The organism is Phenylobacterium sp. (assembly GCF_013911965.1).
Lineage (GTDB): Bacteria > Pseudomonadota > Alphaproteobacteria > Caulobacterales > Caulobacteraceae > Phenylobacterium.
The window spans coordinates 1-14,133 of the sequence record NZ_JACESE010000032.1; the positions used below are offsets into that span (position 1 = coordinate 1).

The 14,133-nt window shown below is 70.3% G+C and carries 13 protein-coding genes and 2 pseudogenes; 6 read left to right on the forward strand and 9 right to left on the reverse strand.

Annotation, left to right across the window (positions count from 1 at the left end):
• From H2041_RS18945 to H2041_RS18965, 5 genes are all read right to left on the reverse strand, one after another.
• Nucleotides 1-276: transposase (locus H2041_RS18945; RefSeq protein ID WP_293415436.1), on the reverse strand; the 276-nt coding region annotated here is incomplete at its 3' end.
• A 200-nt stretch (nt 277-476) separates the two neighbouring features.
• Entirely contained in the window at nt 477-1,301 is an 825-nt protein-coding gene (gene map / locus H2041_RS18950; protein WP_293415438.1) for a type I methionyl aminopeptidase, read from the reverse strand.
• 163 nt (nt 1,302-1,464) lie between these two features.
• Nucleotides 1,465-5,022, reverse strand: a complete 3,558-nt coding sequence (locus H2041_RS18955) for an autotransporter domain-containing protein (protein WP_293415440.1) — start codon at nt 5,020-5,022, stop codon at nt 1,465-1,467.
• Nucleotides 5,023-5,235: 213 nt separating this feature from the next.
• On the reverse strand, nt 5,236-5,859 hold the full coding sequence (locus H2041_RS18960) for a TetR/AcrR family transcriptional regulator (RefSeq protein WP_293415442.1): 624 nt from the start codon (nt 5,857-5,859) through the stop codon (nt 5,236-5,238).
• Between the two features lie 60 nt (nt 5,860-5,919).
• Nucleotides 5,920-7,020 (reverse strand): MBL fold metallo-hydrolase, encoded by a 1,101-nt coding sequence (locus H2041_RS18965; RefSeq protein WP_293415444.1) that lies wholly within the window; start codon nt 7,018-7,020, stop codon nt 5,920-5,922.
• A gap of 87 nt (nt 7,021-7,107) precedes the next feature.
• Between H2041_RS18965 and H2041_RS18970 the strand changes: the two genes are divergently transcribed.
• Together H2041_RS18970 and H2041_RS18975 are read left to right on the forward strand one after the other, a co-directional pair.
• On the forward strand, nt 7,108-8,010 hold the full coding sequence (locus H2041_RS18970) for a haloalkane dehalogenase (protein ID WP_293415446.1): 903 nt from the start codon (nt 7,108-7,110) through the stop codon (nt 8,008-8,010).
• A gap of 11 nt (nt 8,011-8,021) precedes the next feature.
• Complete coding sequence (locus H2041_RS18975; protein ID WP_293415448.1) at nt 8,022-8,438, forward strand: DUF1330 domain-containing protein; 417 nt, start codon at nt 8,022-8,024, stop codon at nt 8,436-8,438.
• Here the strand turns inward: H2041_RS18975 and H2041_RS18980 are convergent.
• Nucleotides 8,435-9,454 carry a formylglycine-generating enzyme family protein gene (locus tag H2041_RS18980; RefSeq protein ID WP_293415450.1) on the reverse strand — a complete coding sequence of 340 codons (1,020 nt, stop codon included), beginning with the start codon at nt 9,452-9,454 and terminating at the stop codon, nt 8,435-8,437. The two genes, H2041_RS18975 and H2041_RS18980, sit on opposite strands and share 4 nt — an antisense overlap.
• Nucleotides 9,435-11,090 carry a sulfatase-like hydrolase/transferase gene (locus tag H2041_RS18985; RefSeq protein ID WP_293415452.1) on the reverse strand — a complete coding sequence of 552 codons (1,656 nt, stop codon included), beginning with the start codon at nt 11,088-11,090 and terminating at the stop codon, nt 9,435-9,437. Before H2041_RS18985 ends, H2041_RS18980 begins: the two co-directional genes overlap by 20 nt.
• Before the next feature lie 122 nt (nt 11,091-11,212).
• Between H2041_RS18985 and H2041_RS18990 the strand changes: the two genes are divergently transcribed.
• Nucleotides 11,213-12,505, forward strand: coding sequence for a DsbA family protein (locus tag H2041_RS18990; protein ID WP_293415454.1), 1,293 nt, complete (start codon nt 11,213-11,215; stop codon nt 12,503-12,505).
• A gap of 3 nt (nt 12,506-12,508) precedes the next feature.
• Here H2041_RS18990 and H2041_RS18995 read toward each other — a convergent pair.
• Nucleotides 12,509-12,777: pseudogene (locus tag H2041_RS18995) on the reverse strand (DNA/RNA nuclease SfsA); the annotation flags it as partial.
• 384 nt (nt 12,778-13,161) lie between these two features.
• On the opposite strand from H2041_RS18995, the gene H2041_RS19000 reads away from it, so the two are divergent.
• Genes H2041_RS19000 through H2041_RS19010 form a run of 3 tightly spaced genes read left to right on the forward strand, consistent with a single transcriptional unit; the run spans nt 13,162 to nt 13,932 of the window.
• A complete protein-coding gene (locus H2041_RS19000) occupies nt 13,162-13,416 on the forward strand; it encodes a type II toxin-antitoxin system Phd/YefM family antitoxin (protein WP_293415456.1) in 255 nt (84 codons plus the stop codon).
• Nucleotides 13,413-13,679, forward strand: coding sequence for a Txe/YoeB family addiction module toxin (locus tag H2041_RS19005; protein WP_293415458.1), 267 nt, complete (start codon nt 13,413-13,415; stop codon nt 13,677-13,679). Before H2041_RS19000 ends, H2041_RS19005 begins: the two co-directional genes overlap by 4 nt.
• A gap of 40 nt (nt 13,680-13,719) precedes the next feature.
• Nucleotides 13,720-13,932, forward strand: coding sequence for an NUDIX domain-containing protein (locus H2041_RS19010; protein ID WP_293415460.1), 213 nt, complete (start codon nt 13,720-13,722; stop codon nt 13,930-13,932).
• A gap of 73 nt (nt 13,933-14,005) precedes the next feature.
• On the opposite strand, the pseudogene H2041_RS19015 reads toward H2041_RS19010, so the two are convergent.
• A pseudogene (locus tag H2041_RS19015) lies at nt 14,006-14,133 on the reverse strand (DNA/RNA nuclease SfsA); the annotation flags it as partial.

Sequence of the window (14,133 nt, forward strand, 5' to 3'; positions counted from 1 at the left end):
CCGCTGCACAGCCCATTGCTTCAACCGCGCGCATGCGCAAAACAACCGCCCGGCTCTAATCCCAGCTGGGGGAAGGCTGGGGGTCAGGTCATCGTCCTTGAGCTGACGCAGCCGCTTCATCTCCGATGGCATCAATCCGGCGTACTTCTTCCGCCAGACATAGAACGTCGCCTCGGAAATCCCCGCCTTGCGGCAGACCTCGCCAACTGTAGCGCCCTCGTCGACCTGACGCAGGATGAAAGCCACCTGCGCCTCATTGAACTTCGACCTCTTCATGGTCGCTCCTCGCTCCGTGGCCCAAGCCGCAAAACGAGAAAACTCTAGCTCAAACCGATCCAGTGTTCCGGGAGTAGGTCAGCGGCCCAAAGCTCGGCCAGCGCCGCGAGGTCTTCCGGAAGGCCAGGCTCGCTCATGACCGCCAGTGTTTCCGAAGTGTTCGGTCTCGCAAGGCCCGGCTTGCGGGGATGGTCGCCAGCTCAGGCCGTCTCGACCGGAGGCTTGAAGAGGCCGGCGGGCGAGACGGTGAAGATCTCCGCGCCGTCTTCCGTGACGCCGATAGAATGCTCGCACTGGGCCGACAGGGACTTGTCGCGGGTGACCGCCGTCCAGCCGTCCGAGAGCACCTTCACCGCCGGCTTGCCCAGGTTCACCATGGGTTCGATGGTGAAGAACATGCCGGGCTTCAGCACCTCGCCGGCGCCCTTCTGGCCGAAGTGCAGGATGTTGGGCGCGTCGTGAAAGACCTTGCCCAGGCCATGGCCGCAGAAGTCGCGCACGACCGAGCAGCGCATGGATTCCACATAGGTCTGGATGGCGTGGCCGATGTCGCCGGTGGTGGCGCCGGGCTTCACCGCCGCAATGCCGCGCTCGATCGCCTCGTAGGTCACGTCAATGAGGCGCTTGGCCCGCGGGGCGACGGGGCCGACGCCGTACATGCGGCTGTGGTCGCCGTGCCAGCCGTCGACGATGCAGGTCACATCGATATTGGCGATGTCGCCCTCGCGCAGGATCCGCTCGCCCGGAATGCCGTGGCAGACCACGTGGTTGACCGAGATGCAGACCGTCTTGGCGTAGCCGCGATAGAAGAGGCAGGCGGGCAGGGCGCCGTTGTCGAGGATGAACTCCCGCGCCAGCCGGTCCAGCTCGTCGGTCAGCACGCCCGGCACGATGTGCGGCGTCAGCATGTCGAGGCACTCGGCGGCCAGCTTGCCGGCTGCGCGCATGCCTTCGAAGCCGTCGGGCCCGTGGGTGCGGATCGTGCCGTCGCGGAATTCGGCTTCGAGGACGTCGGTGGTGTTCATCGCCAGTGGACTCCCGATCCGCCGCTGCGGTTCCGTGAGGCGCCGGAGCGCCCGATGCGGATCGTCATGTCTGGCCTATGTCGCAATCTGTGGCCCAAACTTCAACGCCCGCCGCGCTTCAGGCGGCGCGACGGGCGTCAAACGAGCGGTCAGGCGGCGTCGCCTACCAGGTGAAGCTGGCGCTCAGGGCCGCAGCCTGGCTGTCGGCTTCGCCCGCGCGGGCGAAGCGGTAGGCGAGGCCGATGCGGGTGCGGGCGTTGACCTCGGCGTCGAGCTGCAGAGCCCCGCGAACGCCGTCGCGCCCGGCCTCGGCGGACCACACCTGGAAGGTCTGACCCTGGAGGCTGGCGTCCAGGCGGGTCGCCTCGTCGCCCAGTTCGCGGGTGAGGAAGAGCTCCGCCCGCGGGCGCAGGGTCACGCCCCCGAACTCGCGCGCGCCTTCGAAGCGGCCGCCGATGCGGGCCTGCAGTCCCTCACGCGTCGCCTCGTCAAGGCGCAGGGCGATGTCGGCGTCTCCGGCTTCGGCGTGGCCGTCCTGGGTCAGGCGATCGCCCGCCAGGCCGGCGGCCAGGGCGAACTGGCCCTGGGCGGTGCGGAAGACCCGTCCGCCCTCGAGGTCGAAGCCGAAGGACCGGCCCTCCGTCTTGCCGTAGGCGCCCAGGGGCCCGCTGGAGAGGGCCACCGAGCGGTTGGCCTTCGCGGTCTCAAGTCCCGCCGAGGCGACGGCGTCGACATAGTGGTCGCCGGGGCGCCAGCCAGCGTAGGCCAGGGCGCGATAGGACAGCACGCGGCCGGTCCCCATGGCTCCGGCGTCGAGCTTGGTCTCGGCGTAGCCGAAGGCCGCGCCGGCCACGACGTCGCCCACCAGACGATCGGCGCCGATCATCAGACCCTGGCGGTCGGCGTCGAACCCGTCGGCGCGGTCGTCGGCCTTCCGGTCGTGACGGCCGGCCACGGCCTGACCCCAGACGTTGCGTTCGGCCGTGAAGGCCGTGGCGAGCCGGCCGGCCACCGTCGCGCGATCGGCGCGGGCGCCGTCGAGCGAGGCCTCCACCAGCTGGGCGTGGGTCTCGCCCGCGCTCTGTTGCAGGACGAGGTCCATGCCCTGGGCCGAGAGGCCGACCAGCCCGGCGGCCAGGCCGCTCTGGACGCCGGCGGCTTCGCCCTGGCTGCGCAGGGCGTCGACGAGGCCGCCGCCCGCCTGGGCGTTGGCCTGTCCGGCGGCGAAGCGGGCATAGCTCTCCGGCGTCACGGCCAGCACGATCGCGTTCGGCTGGTAGACCACCTCGAAGCGGCTGTTCTCCGGCATGCCCTCGGTGGGCTGGACCAGGGTGTCGAAGGCCCCGACGACGCCGCCTTGCGCCTCGACGATGCGGAAGGCCTGACCAATGACCGGCGTATAGGTGTTGGTCGCCGCGCCGGTGATCCCGCGCGTGATCGGCGTCAGCGCGCCGCCGGCCGTGAAGACGGCGTCGGCGCCGACCAGGACGAGCTGGTCGTGGAAGCCGGCGCCGAAGCCCGCCGTCGGCCCGTCGATGTCGATCAGCAGGGTCGCGCCGGCGCCTTGCGTGACGGCGCCTTCGACCACCAGACGGCCCGGGGAGTTGCCCGGCGCCAGGATGCCGTCCACCTCCACGCCGCCGACGATGCGGCCGCCGCCCGACAGCTTGGCGCCCGGATCGACCCAGACATTGCCGGCGAACAGGCTGTTGAAGCTGAGCTGACCGGCCTCGACGCAGGCGCCGATGGCGTTGGCGCCCGGCGCCGCCAGGGTCAGGTGACCCAGGCCCGTCTTGGTGAAGCAGTTGCGGCCCGAGATCGCGCCGGTGAGGGTGACGTCGGCTCCGCCGGTGTCGAACCGCGCGCCGGGACCGAGAATCTGGATGTTCTTCGTCACCGTCATGTCGGAGGCGAACGTGATCGCGCCCTGCTCGTGCAGGGTGATCGCGCCGCCCGGCGCGCCGAGGGCGTCGGCCGAACTCGCCACGACGGCGCCCTGCAGCACCTCCAGATCGGCGAAGCTGTTGACGCCCTGGAGGTTCAGCACGCCCGAGCCGCCCTTGCGCAGCACGCCCTCGCCCGTGACCTGACCGGCCAGGACCACGTCATGGGCGCCGGTGTCCAGCAGGCTCCCGCCGCCGACGACCTCCAGCGTCTGTCCGAGCCGCAGGTCCGACCCGGCCGAGAGGACGCCCGTCCCCTGCAGGCGGATCCTGCCGTCCGGAGCGCCCACCGAGGCGGGCGACAGCGCCTGGACGGCGCCTTCCTGGATGTCCAGCAGGCTGAGCGTGCTCGGGCCTTTCAGGGTCAGGACGCCGGCGCCGGTCTTCTGCAGCGCGCCGCCGCCGGCGATCTCGCCCTCAAGGGTGAGGTTCGAGCCGAAGGTGTCGATGCCGCCGGTCTGGCCCGTGGCGATGGTCAGGGTGCGTGCGCTCGTCACGTCGCTCAGCAGGCGGAGCTGGCCCTCGCCGCTCAGGGCGAGCGGGGCGAGGGGGCCGCCCAGGGCTGTGTCGCTGTTGATCGCCAGGACGCCGCCAGTGTGGTTCACGCCCTTGAAGCTGTTGACGCCGGTCAGGGTCAGGGCGCCCGATCCGGCCTTGGTGAGAATGCCGTCGCCCGTGAGCACGCCGGTGAGGATCAGGTCGTTGCCGGCGGTGTCGATGACGCCGCCCTTGCCGGTGACGCTGAAGTTCGTGCCGACCTCGCCGCTCGTACCGAGGGTCAGGACGCCGCCGTCGAAGACGGGGGCGACGCCGCCGCTCAGCAGGTCGCCCACCGTGTAGGAGCCGCCCTCTTGAATGGAAGGCGGCGGCGCCGATGGCGAGCCTCCGCCGCCGGGCACGCCGGCGCCCACCGCCGCGGCGATGTCGGTGCCGAAGATGTAGCTGTACTTCAGGGTGATACGGGCGCCGGTCAGCAGACTGCCGATGTCGAAGGCGAGCCCGATGGTGTTGTCGCCGTCGCCGATGAAGGTCCCCGCCAGGTAGCTGGCCGGATCGGTGGTCCAGCCGGTGACCCCGGTGCTGTGGGGGGTCGCATCGCCGCTGTAGAGGCCGATGACGTACTTCGAGACCGTCGCCTCGGCATAGACGAGATCGTCTTCGCTGACGCCGGTGGAGCCGCGGAAGTTGTTGGTGGCGCTGGAATCCCCCGGGGCCGCCACCGCGTCGGGATCGGTGAACCGGGCGAAGGCGAGATCGGTCAGGTCGGCCAGGGCCTCGATCGTCGTGGCGATGTTGAGCTGCTGGCCGTCGGTGTCGAAATAGTAGTCGTGGGTCAGGTTGAAGAGACCGCCATAGGTCCCGCTCCAGACCGCCCGCTGATCGTAGGTGGCGCCGTCATAGGCCGCGCCGTTGTAGCTGGTCAGGACGCCGGCGATCTGACTGGAGGCGTTGTCGTCGTTGTTGTTGGTGGCCGAGAAGACGCCGCCGCCGGAGCCGCTGACGGTGAAGCCTTCGAAGGGCGAGCCGGGGGTCAGGTAGTCGTAGGCCGTGTTGAACGTGCCCGTGCCCGTGCCGTCGTACAGGATCCCGGGAGAGGTGTTGCCGCCGATGCCCAGGGTGCCGTCGCCGCTCAGGCCGACCTTCAGGTAGTCGCCGGACAGGATCTCGCCCGGGGCGGCCAGCGCCGTGGCCGGCGCGGCCAGGCCCACGCCCAGGACGGCCAGGATGGCGAGGTGCGACGCGCCGAGCCGGCGCGAAGACGCTTTGAGCCCGGCCATTCGCGCGGCGCTCGAGGAAACGGTGTGACTCACGGAACTCCCCCATGGAACATGAGCCCATGAGAGACGCCCGGCCTTCGCTAAGACCGGTTAGCGGCCGCTGCGGCGCGACGTCGCGCCTTCTGGTTGAACGCTGCTATCTCAACGCGAAAAGATGAGCGTTTTCCGAGGCGAGCGGCCCCTGCGGGGCTCCCGCGCCGCCGTGCTGCGGCGTCAGGCCGCAGAGGCCCCGGCGGCGTCCAGGAGGCGCACGATCGCCTGTTCCAGGACTTCGCTCGCCCGGCGGGGGGACAGGTCCTGGTCGCGGCGCAGCCGCATCCAGGCTTCGAAGCTGAGCAGCAGGTCCAGCGCCTCGAACAGGGCCCGGTCGCGCGCCACGTCCGCCGGCAGTTCGCGGCGCAGGATATCGCGGGCGGTGGCGACGAGGCGGGCGTGGTCGGCCTGCAGGAAGGGTGAGCGGTGCCGGTGGACGTTGGAGGCGCGCTTGTAGGGCTCGATTTTCTCGTAGACCCCCGCCCGCCGACGGACGAGCTCCAGCACCCGCTCCCGCCACGTCCGCCCCTCGAAGGGCCGGTCGACGACGGCCATATACTCCTTCTCTATGACCGCCGACATTTCCCGGTACAGGCTGTCCATGTCCTTGAAATGCCGGAAGACGGTGCGAAGCCCCACCTGAGCCCGCTCGGCCACCTGCTCGGCGCCTGGCGACGGGTCGCCCGCATGGACGAGTTCCAGCATGGCCTGGACGATCCGCGCCCGGCTGTCCTGGCTGCGCCGGCGGCGGCCGTCGGTTTCTAGGCCGGCGGGCGCGCGCCGGGCGGGGGAGGAACTGGTCATCTCGCCTGCTGATAGGCCGCGGCGACGTGCGGCGCCAGTGCGGCGCGCCGCACGTCGCCGCTAGAAGCGGAAGGTGTTCAGGCGGTTGGCGGTCGTCATGCCCTCGCCCCCGGCCGGAAGGCTGATGAAGTCCCCGTCGCGCGCCACCTGGACCGGGCCGTCAAAGATCTCGCGGCTTCGCCCGAGGAAGGGGCCCTCCAGCGCCCGCACGGGCTGGGGCGGGATCACATGGTAGAAGACCAGCCGCCCCACGCCCGCGCTCTGCGCCTCGGCCGCCGCCTGCTCGGGCGTCGCGTGATAGCTGAGGATGTCCTCCATGATGGCGGCGTAGTTCGAACGGCCGGCGGCGCGCGCCGCATCGCGCTGGATCGCCACCAGGTTCGGGGCCAGCGCCTCGTGCAGGAGGACGTCGGCGCCCTTGGCCGCGCGGGTCAGTCGCTCCGAGCGGGCGGTGTCGCCGCTGATCACGAGGCTTCGGCCCTTGTATTCGAACCGATAGCCCACCGCCGGCTCCACCGGGTGGTGCACGACGGGGAAGGCCCAGACTTTCAGATCGGGCGCCTCGTAGACGAGCGTGTCGGCGGTCGGGTCGAGCGCGAAGGCGCGGGGTTCGCCGCCGAAGCCCGAGGGCGGGACCACCTCGGCCCCATGGTGGGCGATACGATAGCCGCGGTCGGGGCCATAAGCGGCCTCGAAACCCTCCACCACCGTCGCCACGCCCTCTGGCCCATAGACCGGAACCGGAGCGGCGGCCGCGCCGCCGGCCCACCGCTGCAGCATCAGCTCGCCCAGGTCGGCGATGTGGTCGGAGTGGAAGTGGGTGATGAAGACGGCCTCCACCCGCGGCGGCGGCAGGTTCATCAGGGAGAGCTGCCGCGTCGAGCCGGAGCCTGAGTCCACGACGAACAGCCGCTGGCCGGCGACCACGGCCACACAGGGCCCGGCGCGGGTCGGATCGGGCATGGGCGAGCCTGTGCCGCACAGGCCCACATGCAGGCCGTCGGGGAGTTCGGCCAGGGGATCGGAGCCCATCGCCTGGGCGAAGATGCGCTCCATCGCCCGGGTCGCCAGAAAGCCCCGCGCCAGCCACAGGCCCGCCACGGTCACGCCGGCGACGAGCACGAGCCCCGCCAGGACACTCCATATCCGACGCGCGCGCATCGTCTCCTCCTTGACCTCAAGCGCCACAAATGGCACTCATACTGCCAATATCATCGCAATTGGCCGCAGCCAAGCCGGAGGCGCGACGTGGAGATCCTGAGGACGCCCGAGAGCCGTTTCGAGGGGCTGGCCGACTGGCCCTTCGCCCCCCGCTATTTCGAGGCGGACGGCCCCGACAGCGCGCGCCTGCGCATCGCCTATGTGGACGAAGGCCCGCGGGACGGGGCGCCGGTGCTGCTGATGCACGGCGAGCCGTCCTGGTCCTACCTCTACCGGCGCATCATACCGGGCCTCGTTCAGCGCGGCCGTCGGGCGATCGCGCCGGACCTGATCGGCTTCGGGCGCTCCGACAAGCCGGCGGCCCAGGACGACTACACCTATGAGCGCCACGTGGACTGGATGAGCCAGTGGCTCACCGGCCTCGACCTGACCGGGCTCACCCTCTTCTGCCAGGACTGGGGCGGCCTGATCGGCCTGCGCCTCGTAGCGGCGTTCCCGGAGCGGTTCGAGGGGGTCATCGTCGCCAATACCGGTCTGCCCGAGGGGGCGGGCATGAGCGACGGCTTCCAGGCCTGGCTCAACTTCAGCCAGACCGCGCCGGAGCTGCCGATCGGCTTCATCCTGAACGGCGGATCGGCCCGCGACCTGACGCCAGAAGAGATCGCCGCCTATGAGGCGCCCTTCCCGGACGAGAGCTACAAGGCCGGCGCCCGGCGCTTCCCGGCGCTCGTGCCGGTGACGCCGCAGCATGCGTCTGTGGCGGAGAACCAGGCCGCCTGGCGGGTGCTGGAGCGTTTCGACAAGCCCTTCCTGACCGCCTTCAGCGACGCCGATCCGGTGACCAAGGGCGGCGAGGCCGCCTTCCAGGCGCGGGTCCCCGGCGCGAAGGGTCAGCCGCATGTCACGCTGAAGGGCGGCCATTTCCTGCAGGAAGACTGCCCCGACGACATCGTGGCGCTGATCGACGCCATGATCGCCCGGCGCGGCTGAGGGAGGACGTCATGAAGGTCGTCAACGCCGTCATGCCGGCCATGGCGCAGATGGCGGAGTTCTTCGGCGCGCCGGAGGATGGTCCGTTCGTCATGGTCAATCTGCTGAAGTTCAAGGCGCGGGCGGAATATGCGGACGGATCGGACGCCCATCTGACCGGGGCGGAGGCCTATGGCCGCTATGGCGAGGCGGTCAGCCGGCTGGTGGAGGGGCTGGGCGGCAAGATCCGCTACAGCGGGGCGGTCACCGGGCTCCTGCTGGGCGAGGTCGAGGAGATGTGGGACGCCGTCGCGCTCGCCGAATATCCCTCGCTCCAGGCCTTCCAGGCCATGGCGCTGTCGCCCGAGATGCAGGCCATCGAGCATCACCGCAAGGCCGGCCTGGCGGGACAGCTCAACATCCGGACCAAGCCGGCGGCGGGCTTCTAGCCCGCCTCGCGCAGCACCGTGCGGAAGCCCAGATGGGACGCCCCGCTGTCGGGCGGGCCGGGCGTGCGCGCGGCCGGCCGGTAGCGATAGCAGTAGTCGTCGGCGCACAGGAACGAGCCGCCCTTGATCACGTGCTTGGCGAGGCCAGGATCCCCCGGGTCCCGCGCGCGGGACTGCGGCGGACCGCCAGTTTCGATCACGTCGGCCGGCTCGAGGCCCGGCGCGTACCAGTCGCGGGTCCACTCCCAGACGTTGCCGGCCATGTCGTAGAGGCCATAGCCGTTGGCCGCGAAGCAGCCGACCGGCGCCGTCTTCGCCGCATGGCCGTCATCGCCGGTGTCGGCGACGGGAAAGACTCCCTGCCAGGTGTTGGCCCGCGCCGCCTGGCCCTTCTCATCGCCCCAGACGAAGGCGGCGCCCTCCAGGCCGCCGCGGGCGGCGAACTCCCACTCGGCTTCGGTGGGCAGGTCGCGCCCCCGCCAGCGGGCATAGGCCAGGGCGTCCTCATAGGCGATGTGGACGACCGGATGATTCTCCAGGCCCCGCAGGTTCGAACCGGGTCCCTTTGGGTGACGCCAGTCTGCGCCCGGGACGATGCGCCACCAGGCGCCAGGGTCGCCGCGATCCCTGGCGTCTGCGCCGACGAAGACCAGGGAGGCGGGCGCTCGCGCCGCCGCGGAAAGGCCGGGATAGGCCTCGGCGCTCAGACCCCGTTCGGCCAGCGTGCGATAGCCGGTGGCCTCGACGAAGCGGGCGAACTGGGCGTTCGTCACCTCCGTGGCGTCGATCCAGAAGGCTCCGACGCGGACCTGCCGCGGCGGTCCCTCCTCGGCGCGTTCGGCCGCCGCGCCCATGGTGAAGGTCCCGCCGGCCAGGCGCACCATGCCGGCGTGCGTCCCGTCCGTGGCCGGCGCGGCGAGGCAGGCCTGGGGCGTGGCCGGCGACTGGCAGGCGGCAAGCGGCAGAAGGGCGACCGCCAGGGCGGCGGCCCGCCCGCTAGTTGTCCCAGTAGACATACTCGTCCGTCGGCTTGTCGGCGACGCCGAGCGGATGGTCGATGGAGATGACGCCGCTGAGGACCGAGGGCCACAGCGGCTGGGCCATCTGGCCGTCCAGCTCCGCCAGGGCGGCGCTCAGTTCGCGGACCTTGTCCGGACGCTGTTCGGCGAGGTTCGTCCGCTCGGTGGGGTCGGTGTTGAGGTCGAAGAGCCAGGTCTTGGCCGGCTCCTGCGCCACCTGCAGCTTCCAGCCGTCCTTCAGCAGCATGCGGTAGCGCCCCGAGCGCCAGTAGAGCGGCCGCTCCAGTTCCGACTCCGCGGCGCCGACCAGGAAGGGCGTCAGGTCGACCCCGTCGATCGGGCGGTCGGCGGGCAGGGGCGCGCCCGCGGCGCCGGCGGCGGTGGCGAAGATGTCCACATGGGTGACCGGCGTCTGGAATTGCGCGCCGGCGGGCAGCCGGGCGGGCCAGCGCATGAAGAAGGGCGTGTGGACGCCGCCTTCGAAGAAGGTCGCCTTCCAGCCGCGATAGGGGCGGTTGAGATCGGGGAGGCCCACATAGTGGGCGCCGCCGTTGTCGCTGGTGAAGATGACCAGCGTGTCATCGTCCAGGCCCTGGGCCTTCAGCTCGGCCATGACGCGGCCGATGTTGCGGTCGAGGTTGCGGATCATGGCGCCATAGACCCGCAGCCGGTGGTCTTCGATCTGCGAGAGCGCTTCATAGTCCTCGCGCGTGGCCTGCAGCGGCGTGTGGGGCGCGTTGTAGGCCAGGTACAGGAAGAAGGGCCGGTTGCGGTTGGCCCGGATCGCCTGGACCGCCTCGTCGGTCAGATAGTCGGTCATGTAGCCGGAGGGCTCGAAGGGCGGCGAGCCGTTGAACTCCACGAAGAAGGGCAGGGCGCCCCAGAGGAACTTGTCGATCGGATCGAAGTCCTGCTTCGAATTGACGACGTCCGGGTGGGTCTTCGGCAGGAACATCGATCCGCCGGCCATGAAGCCGAGGCTTTCGTCGAAGCCCTGATCTTCCGGGCGGGCGCCCTTCGTTCCGCCGAGGTGCCACTTGCCCAGATGGACCGTGTGATAGCCGCGCTCGCGCAGCATCTCGGCGATGGTGATCTCGCCCGTGGGCAGGGCCAGCGCATCGACGTCGTCCGGCATCGACTTGGCCGCCTCGGCGTCGAACCGCGGCGGGTGGAGCGCGCCGGGCGAACGGAAGGAGCCGACGACGCGGGAGAAGGGGATGGGCGCCGGGGTGAACTCGAAGCCGATGCGGGTGGCGTAGCGTCCGGTCATGATCGCCGCGCGCGAGGGGGCGCAGGTGGCGTTGCCCGCATAGCCGTTGGCGAAGGTCACCCCCTGGCGGGCGATGGCGTCGATGTTGGGCGTCGGAACCGCGCCGCCGGCCACGCCGCCCCCGTTGAGGGTGATGTCGTTGAAGCCGAGATCGTCGGCCAGGATGAAGACGATGTTGGGCGGGCGATCCCCCACGGGCGCGACGGAGGGGCCCTGCGACCAGGCGACCTCCCGCGGCGGCCCGATGTCGGGCCAGCGCATCCGCGCCGCCAGGATGATCAGATCGAAGCGGAAGACCCAAGCCAGCGCGCCCGCCGCGACCAGGACCGCCAGGCCGGCCAACCCCCAACGCCAGAGCTTCATGCGCCCCTCCCCAGACTTGCTTTTTCTCAGCATATATTGACACGATGTGTGCCGCTAGATGCGTTTGCGGGGGTGGCGATGGCCGGGGACGATCGACAGGGATACGGCGCGGAGACGAGCGGGTGAGCGCCCGCAGCCGGATCAGGAGCGCGGTGGCGGCGGCCTTCGTCAGCCCGCGTCGTCAGGCCCTGGCGCGGGACGTGTGGGCATTGTCCCGGCGGCTCTCCGGGGGACGTGCGCGGATCGACTATTTTCACCAGGCCGACGACCCCTACAGCCATCTCGCCGTGCAGATGCTGGGCGCGCTCGGCGACCGGTACGACGCGGAGATCCGGGTGTGGCTGGTTCCGCCGCCGGAGCCGGCCGCCGCGCCCGAGTCCGAGCGTCTGGGCGCCCTTGGCCTGCGCGACGCCGCAGAGGTGGCGCAGGCGCGCGCCCTGCGCTTTCCGAGCGCCGCCCGCCAGCCCGGTCCGGACCTGAAGGCCCTCGCCGAGCAGGCGCTGGCCGGACGGCTCGGGCGGTCAGGCTTCTCCCGTGAGGCGACGGAGATCGGAGAGGCGCTGTGGTCCGGGGACGCGGCCGCGCTGACCCGGCTCGCCACGGCCGTTTCGGCCGACCCCGTCGCGGCCCTGCGAACGGGCGAGGCTGAGCGACGGCGCAGGGGACACTATCTGGGCGCGATGTTCTGCTTCGAGGGCGAGTGGTTCTGGGGCGTCGATCGCCTCGGACTCCTGGAGGGCCGGCTGGCGGCGCGGGGGCTGGACCGCGAGCCCGGCGCGGCCCCGCTGGCGCCGGCGCTGGAGCCTCAGCTCGCGCCGCGCAGCGTGGGCGGCGACGGGGGCGTCATCGAGCTGTGGTTCTCGTTCCGCAGCCCCTATTCCTGGCTCGTCTTTCCGCGGATCCGGGCGCTTGCAGCCCACTACGGCGCCGAGCTGAGACTGCGCTTCATCCTGCCCATGGTGATGCGGGGCCTGCCCGTGCCGCCGCCCAAGCGCAACTACATCACGCTCGACTGCAAGCGGGAGGCCGATCGCCTGGGCCTGCCCTTCGGCCGCATTGTCGATCCGGTGGGGGCCGGCGCCGAGCGGGCGCTGGCCGTCCTCCACCACGCCATCGCCCTCGGCAAGGGCGAGGACTTCGCCGAACTCGGCCTGCGCGCCGCCTTCGCCGACGGCATTGCGCTGGCCGAGGACGGCGGCCTGGTCGAGGTCGCCGCGCGCGCGGGTCTGAAGCGAGACCAGGTGTTCGAAGCCCTCGCCGACGAGAGCTGGCGCACGGTGGCCGAGACCAACCGCCAGGCCCTGTTCGAGGCCGGCCTCTGGGGCGCCCCCAGCTTCCGCTTCAATGGCGGCCCCGCGCGCTGGGGCCAGGACCGGCTGCGGGCGCTCGAAGAGGAGATCCTGCGGGCGGGTTGAGCCTCAGCCCCGCCGCCAAGGGAGCCGCCGCGCCAGCCGGACGCCGGCGGGCGTGATTTCGCAGGCATAGACCAGCACCTCGACGCCGCGCTCGGCGACCTCTGCCAGGGTGCGGGCGAAGACGGTGTCGAGATCGTGGCTGGCGGCGAAAGCCTCGCAGTCGGTGCGCTGGACGACGAACAGCACCACGGCCCGGTCGCCGCCGCCATGGCCGAGAGCTCGCGCAGGTGCTTGGACGAGCGGGGGGCCACGCAGTCGGGAAACTCCGCCATATCGCCATCGCCGCGCAGATGGCGGTTCTTCACCTGCCCGTCCTATTTGCCGTCCCCTCCCAGTGAGATGCCGACGGCAAAGCTGTGGGCGATGTTTGTGAACCCCAGGGGAGGCCGCGAGGGTGCGCGATCCGCCGCAATGCGCTGATAACCGGAGTGGGCTCAGAGCGGCGGTTCGGAACGCCCGCTCCGGGCGCGCACTGGACCGACGACGAATGCGGCTGCATCTGGCTTTGAGGACATTGGGGGAGGTCGTTCAGGGGCAGAGGCCCCGAACGCGCCGCTTAGGACCTTGGCGCGAAGTGGTATCGGGGGAGCCAACGCGCCATGCGGAGCTTGTATTGTACGATTTTTCGTACATATTGCGAACTAGGAGGCCCGCTTATGGACGTGATCACGTATTCCGACACCCGCGCAAACCTGAAGAAGGTGATGGACAAGGTCGTCGATGATCGTGCGCCAATCGTGGTGACCCGCACGCGTGGCGAGGCTGTGGTGATGGTGTCTCTCGCGGACTGGAATTCCATGGAGGAGACCCTGCATCTGGTCTCTCGACCGGCCAACGCCCAGCGTCTCACGGATGCGATCGCTCAACTTGATGCTGGCGCCGGGGCGGAGCGGAAGCTCATCGAACGGTGAAGCTAGTCTTCGCCGATCAGGCCTGGGATGACTATCTCCATTGGCGGAGAACTGATCTCAACGTTTTGGTCCGGCTAAACGGCCTGATCAAAGAGTGTATGCGCACGCCATTCCAGGGGACGGGTAAGCCAGAACCGCTCCGCGGCGAACTCAAAGGCTGGTGGTCTCGCCGCATCACCTTGGAAGATCGGCTAGTGTACCGTGTCAGCGGCGCGGGCGCCGCGCAGCAACTCGAAATCGCTCAGTGCCGCTTTCACTATTGAAACTGATCCGCTGGCGGCTCCCGCCCCTAGGGCGCGCGGAGTGTCGGCAGGTGGCGCTACGCAACGGGTCGGCTGCGGCGTTGCGGTCGTCCGCGACGGACACTTGTTGCTAATCCGTCGCGCTCGACCGCTAGAAGCTGATTTCTGGGGTCTACCTGGCGGTAAGGTTGATCTTTGGGAGCGGATCGAAACGACTGCTCGCCGCGAGATCGCAGAAGTGATCCTCCCTCGTTTTGGTGGACACCCATGCTAGCTTTTCGGAGCTGACACGAGGTTGAAGGCGGCCGAGCCCGGCCTGTGGGATAAGACCGGTGCGGAAGGCTGGGTCAGCGGCGCCAGTCGATCCGGCGGGTCAGACGTATCCCACTGATTGAAAGCTCACAGGCATAGGCGAGCACTTCTACGCCAGCTTCGGCAGTCCTCTCCAGTCCGTCCGAAAACGCAGGATCCAGAT

What these genes read in the sequence shown, in the direction of transcription:
- H2041_RS18975 (WP_293415448.1), top strand. Translation starts at nt 8,022, where the DNA reads ATGAAGGTCGTCAACGCCGTCATGCCGGCCATGGCGCAGATGGCGGAG.
- H2041_RS19000 (WP_293415456.1), top strand. Translation starts at nt 13,162, where the DNA reads ATGGACGTGATCACGTATTCCGACACCCGCGCAAACCTGAAGAAGGTG.
- H2041_RS18960 (WP_293415442.1), bottom strand. Translation starts at nt 5,859, where the DNA reads ATGACCAGTTCCTCCCCCGCCCGGCGCGCGCCCGCCGGCCTAGAAACC.
- H2041_RS18955 (WP_293415440.1), bottom strand. Translation starts at nt 5,022, where the DNA reads ATGGCCGGGCTCAAAGCGTCTTCGCGCCGGCTCGGCGCGTCGCACCTC.
- H2041_RS18980 (WP_293415450.1), bottom strand. Translation starts at nt 9,454, where the DNA reads ATGTCTACTGGGACAACTAGCGGGCGGGCCGCCGCCCTGGCGGTCGCC.
- map (WP_293415438.1), bottom strand. Translation starts at nt 1,301, where the DNA reads ATGAACACCACCGACGTCCTCGAAGCCGAATTCCGCGACGGCACGATC.
- H2041_RS18985 (WP_293415452.1), bottom strand. Translation starts at nt 11,090, where the DNA reads ATGAAGCTCTGGCGTTGGGGGTTGGCCGGCCTGGCGGTCCTGGTCGCG.
- H2041_RS18965 (WP_293415444.1), bottom strand. Translation starts at nt 7,020, where the DNA reads ATGCGCGCGCGTCGGATATGGAGTGTCCTGGCGGGGCTCGTGCTCGTC.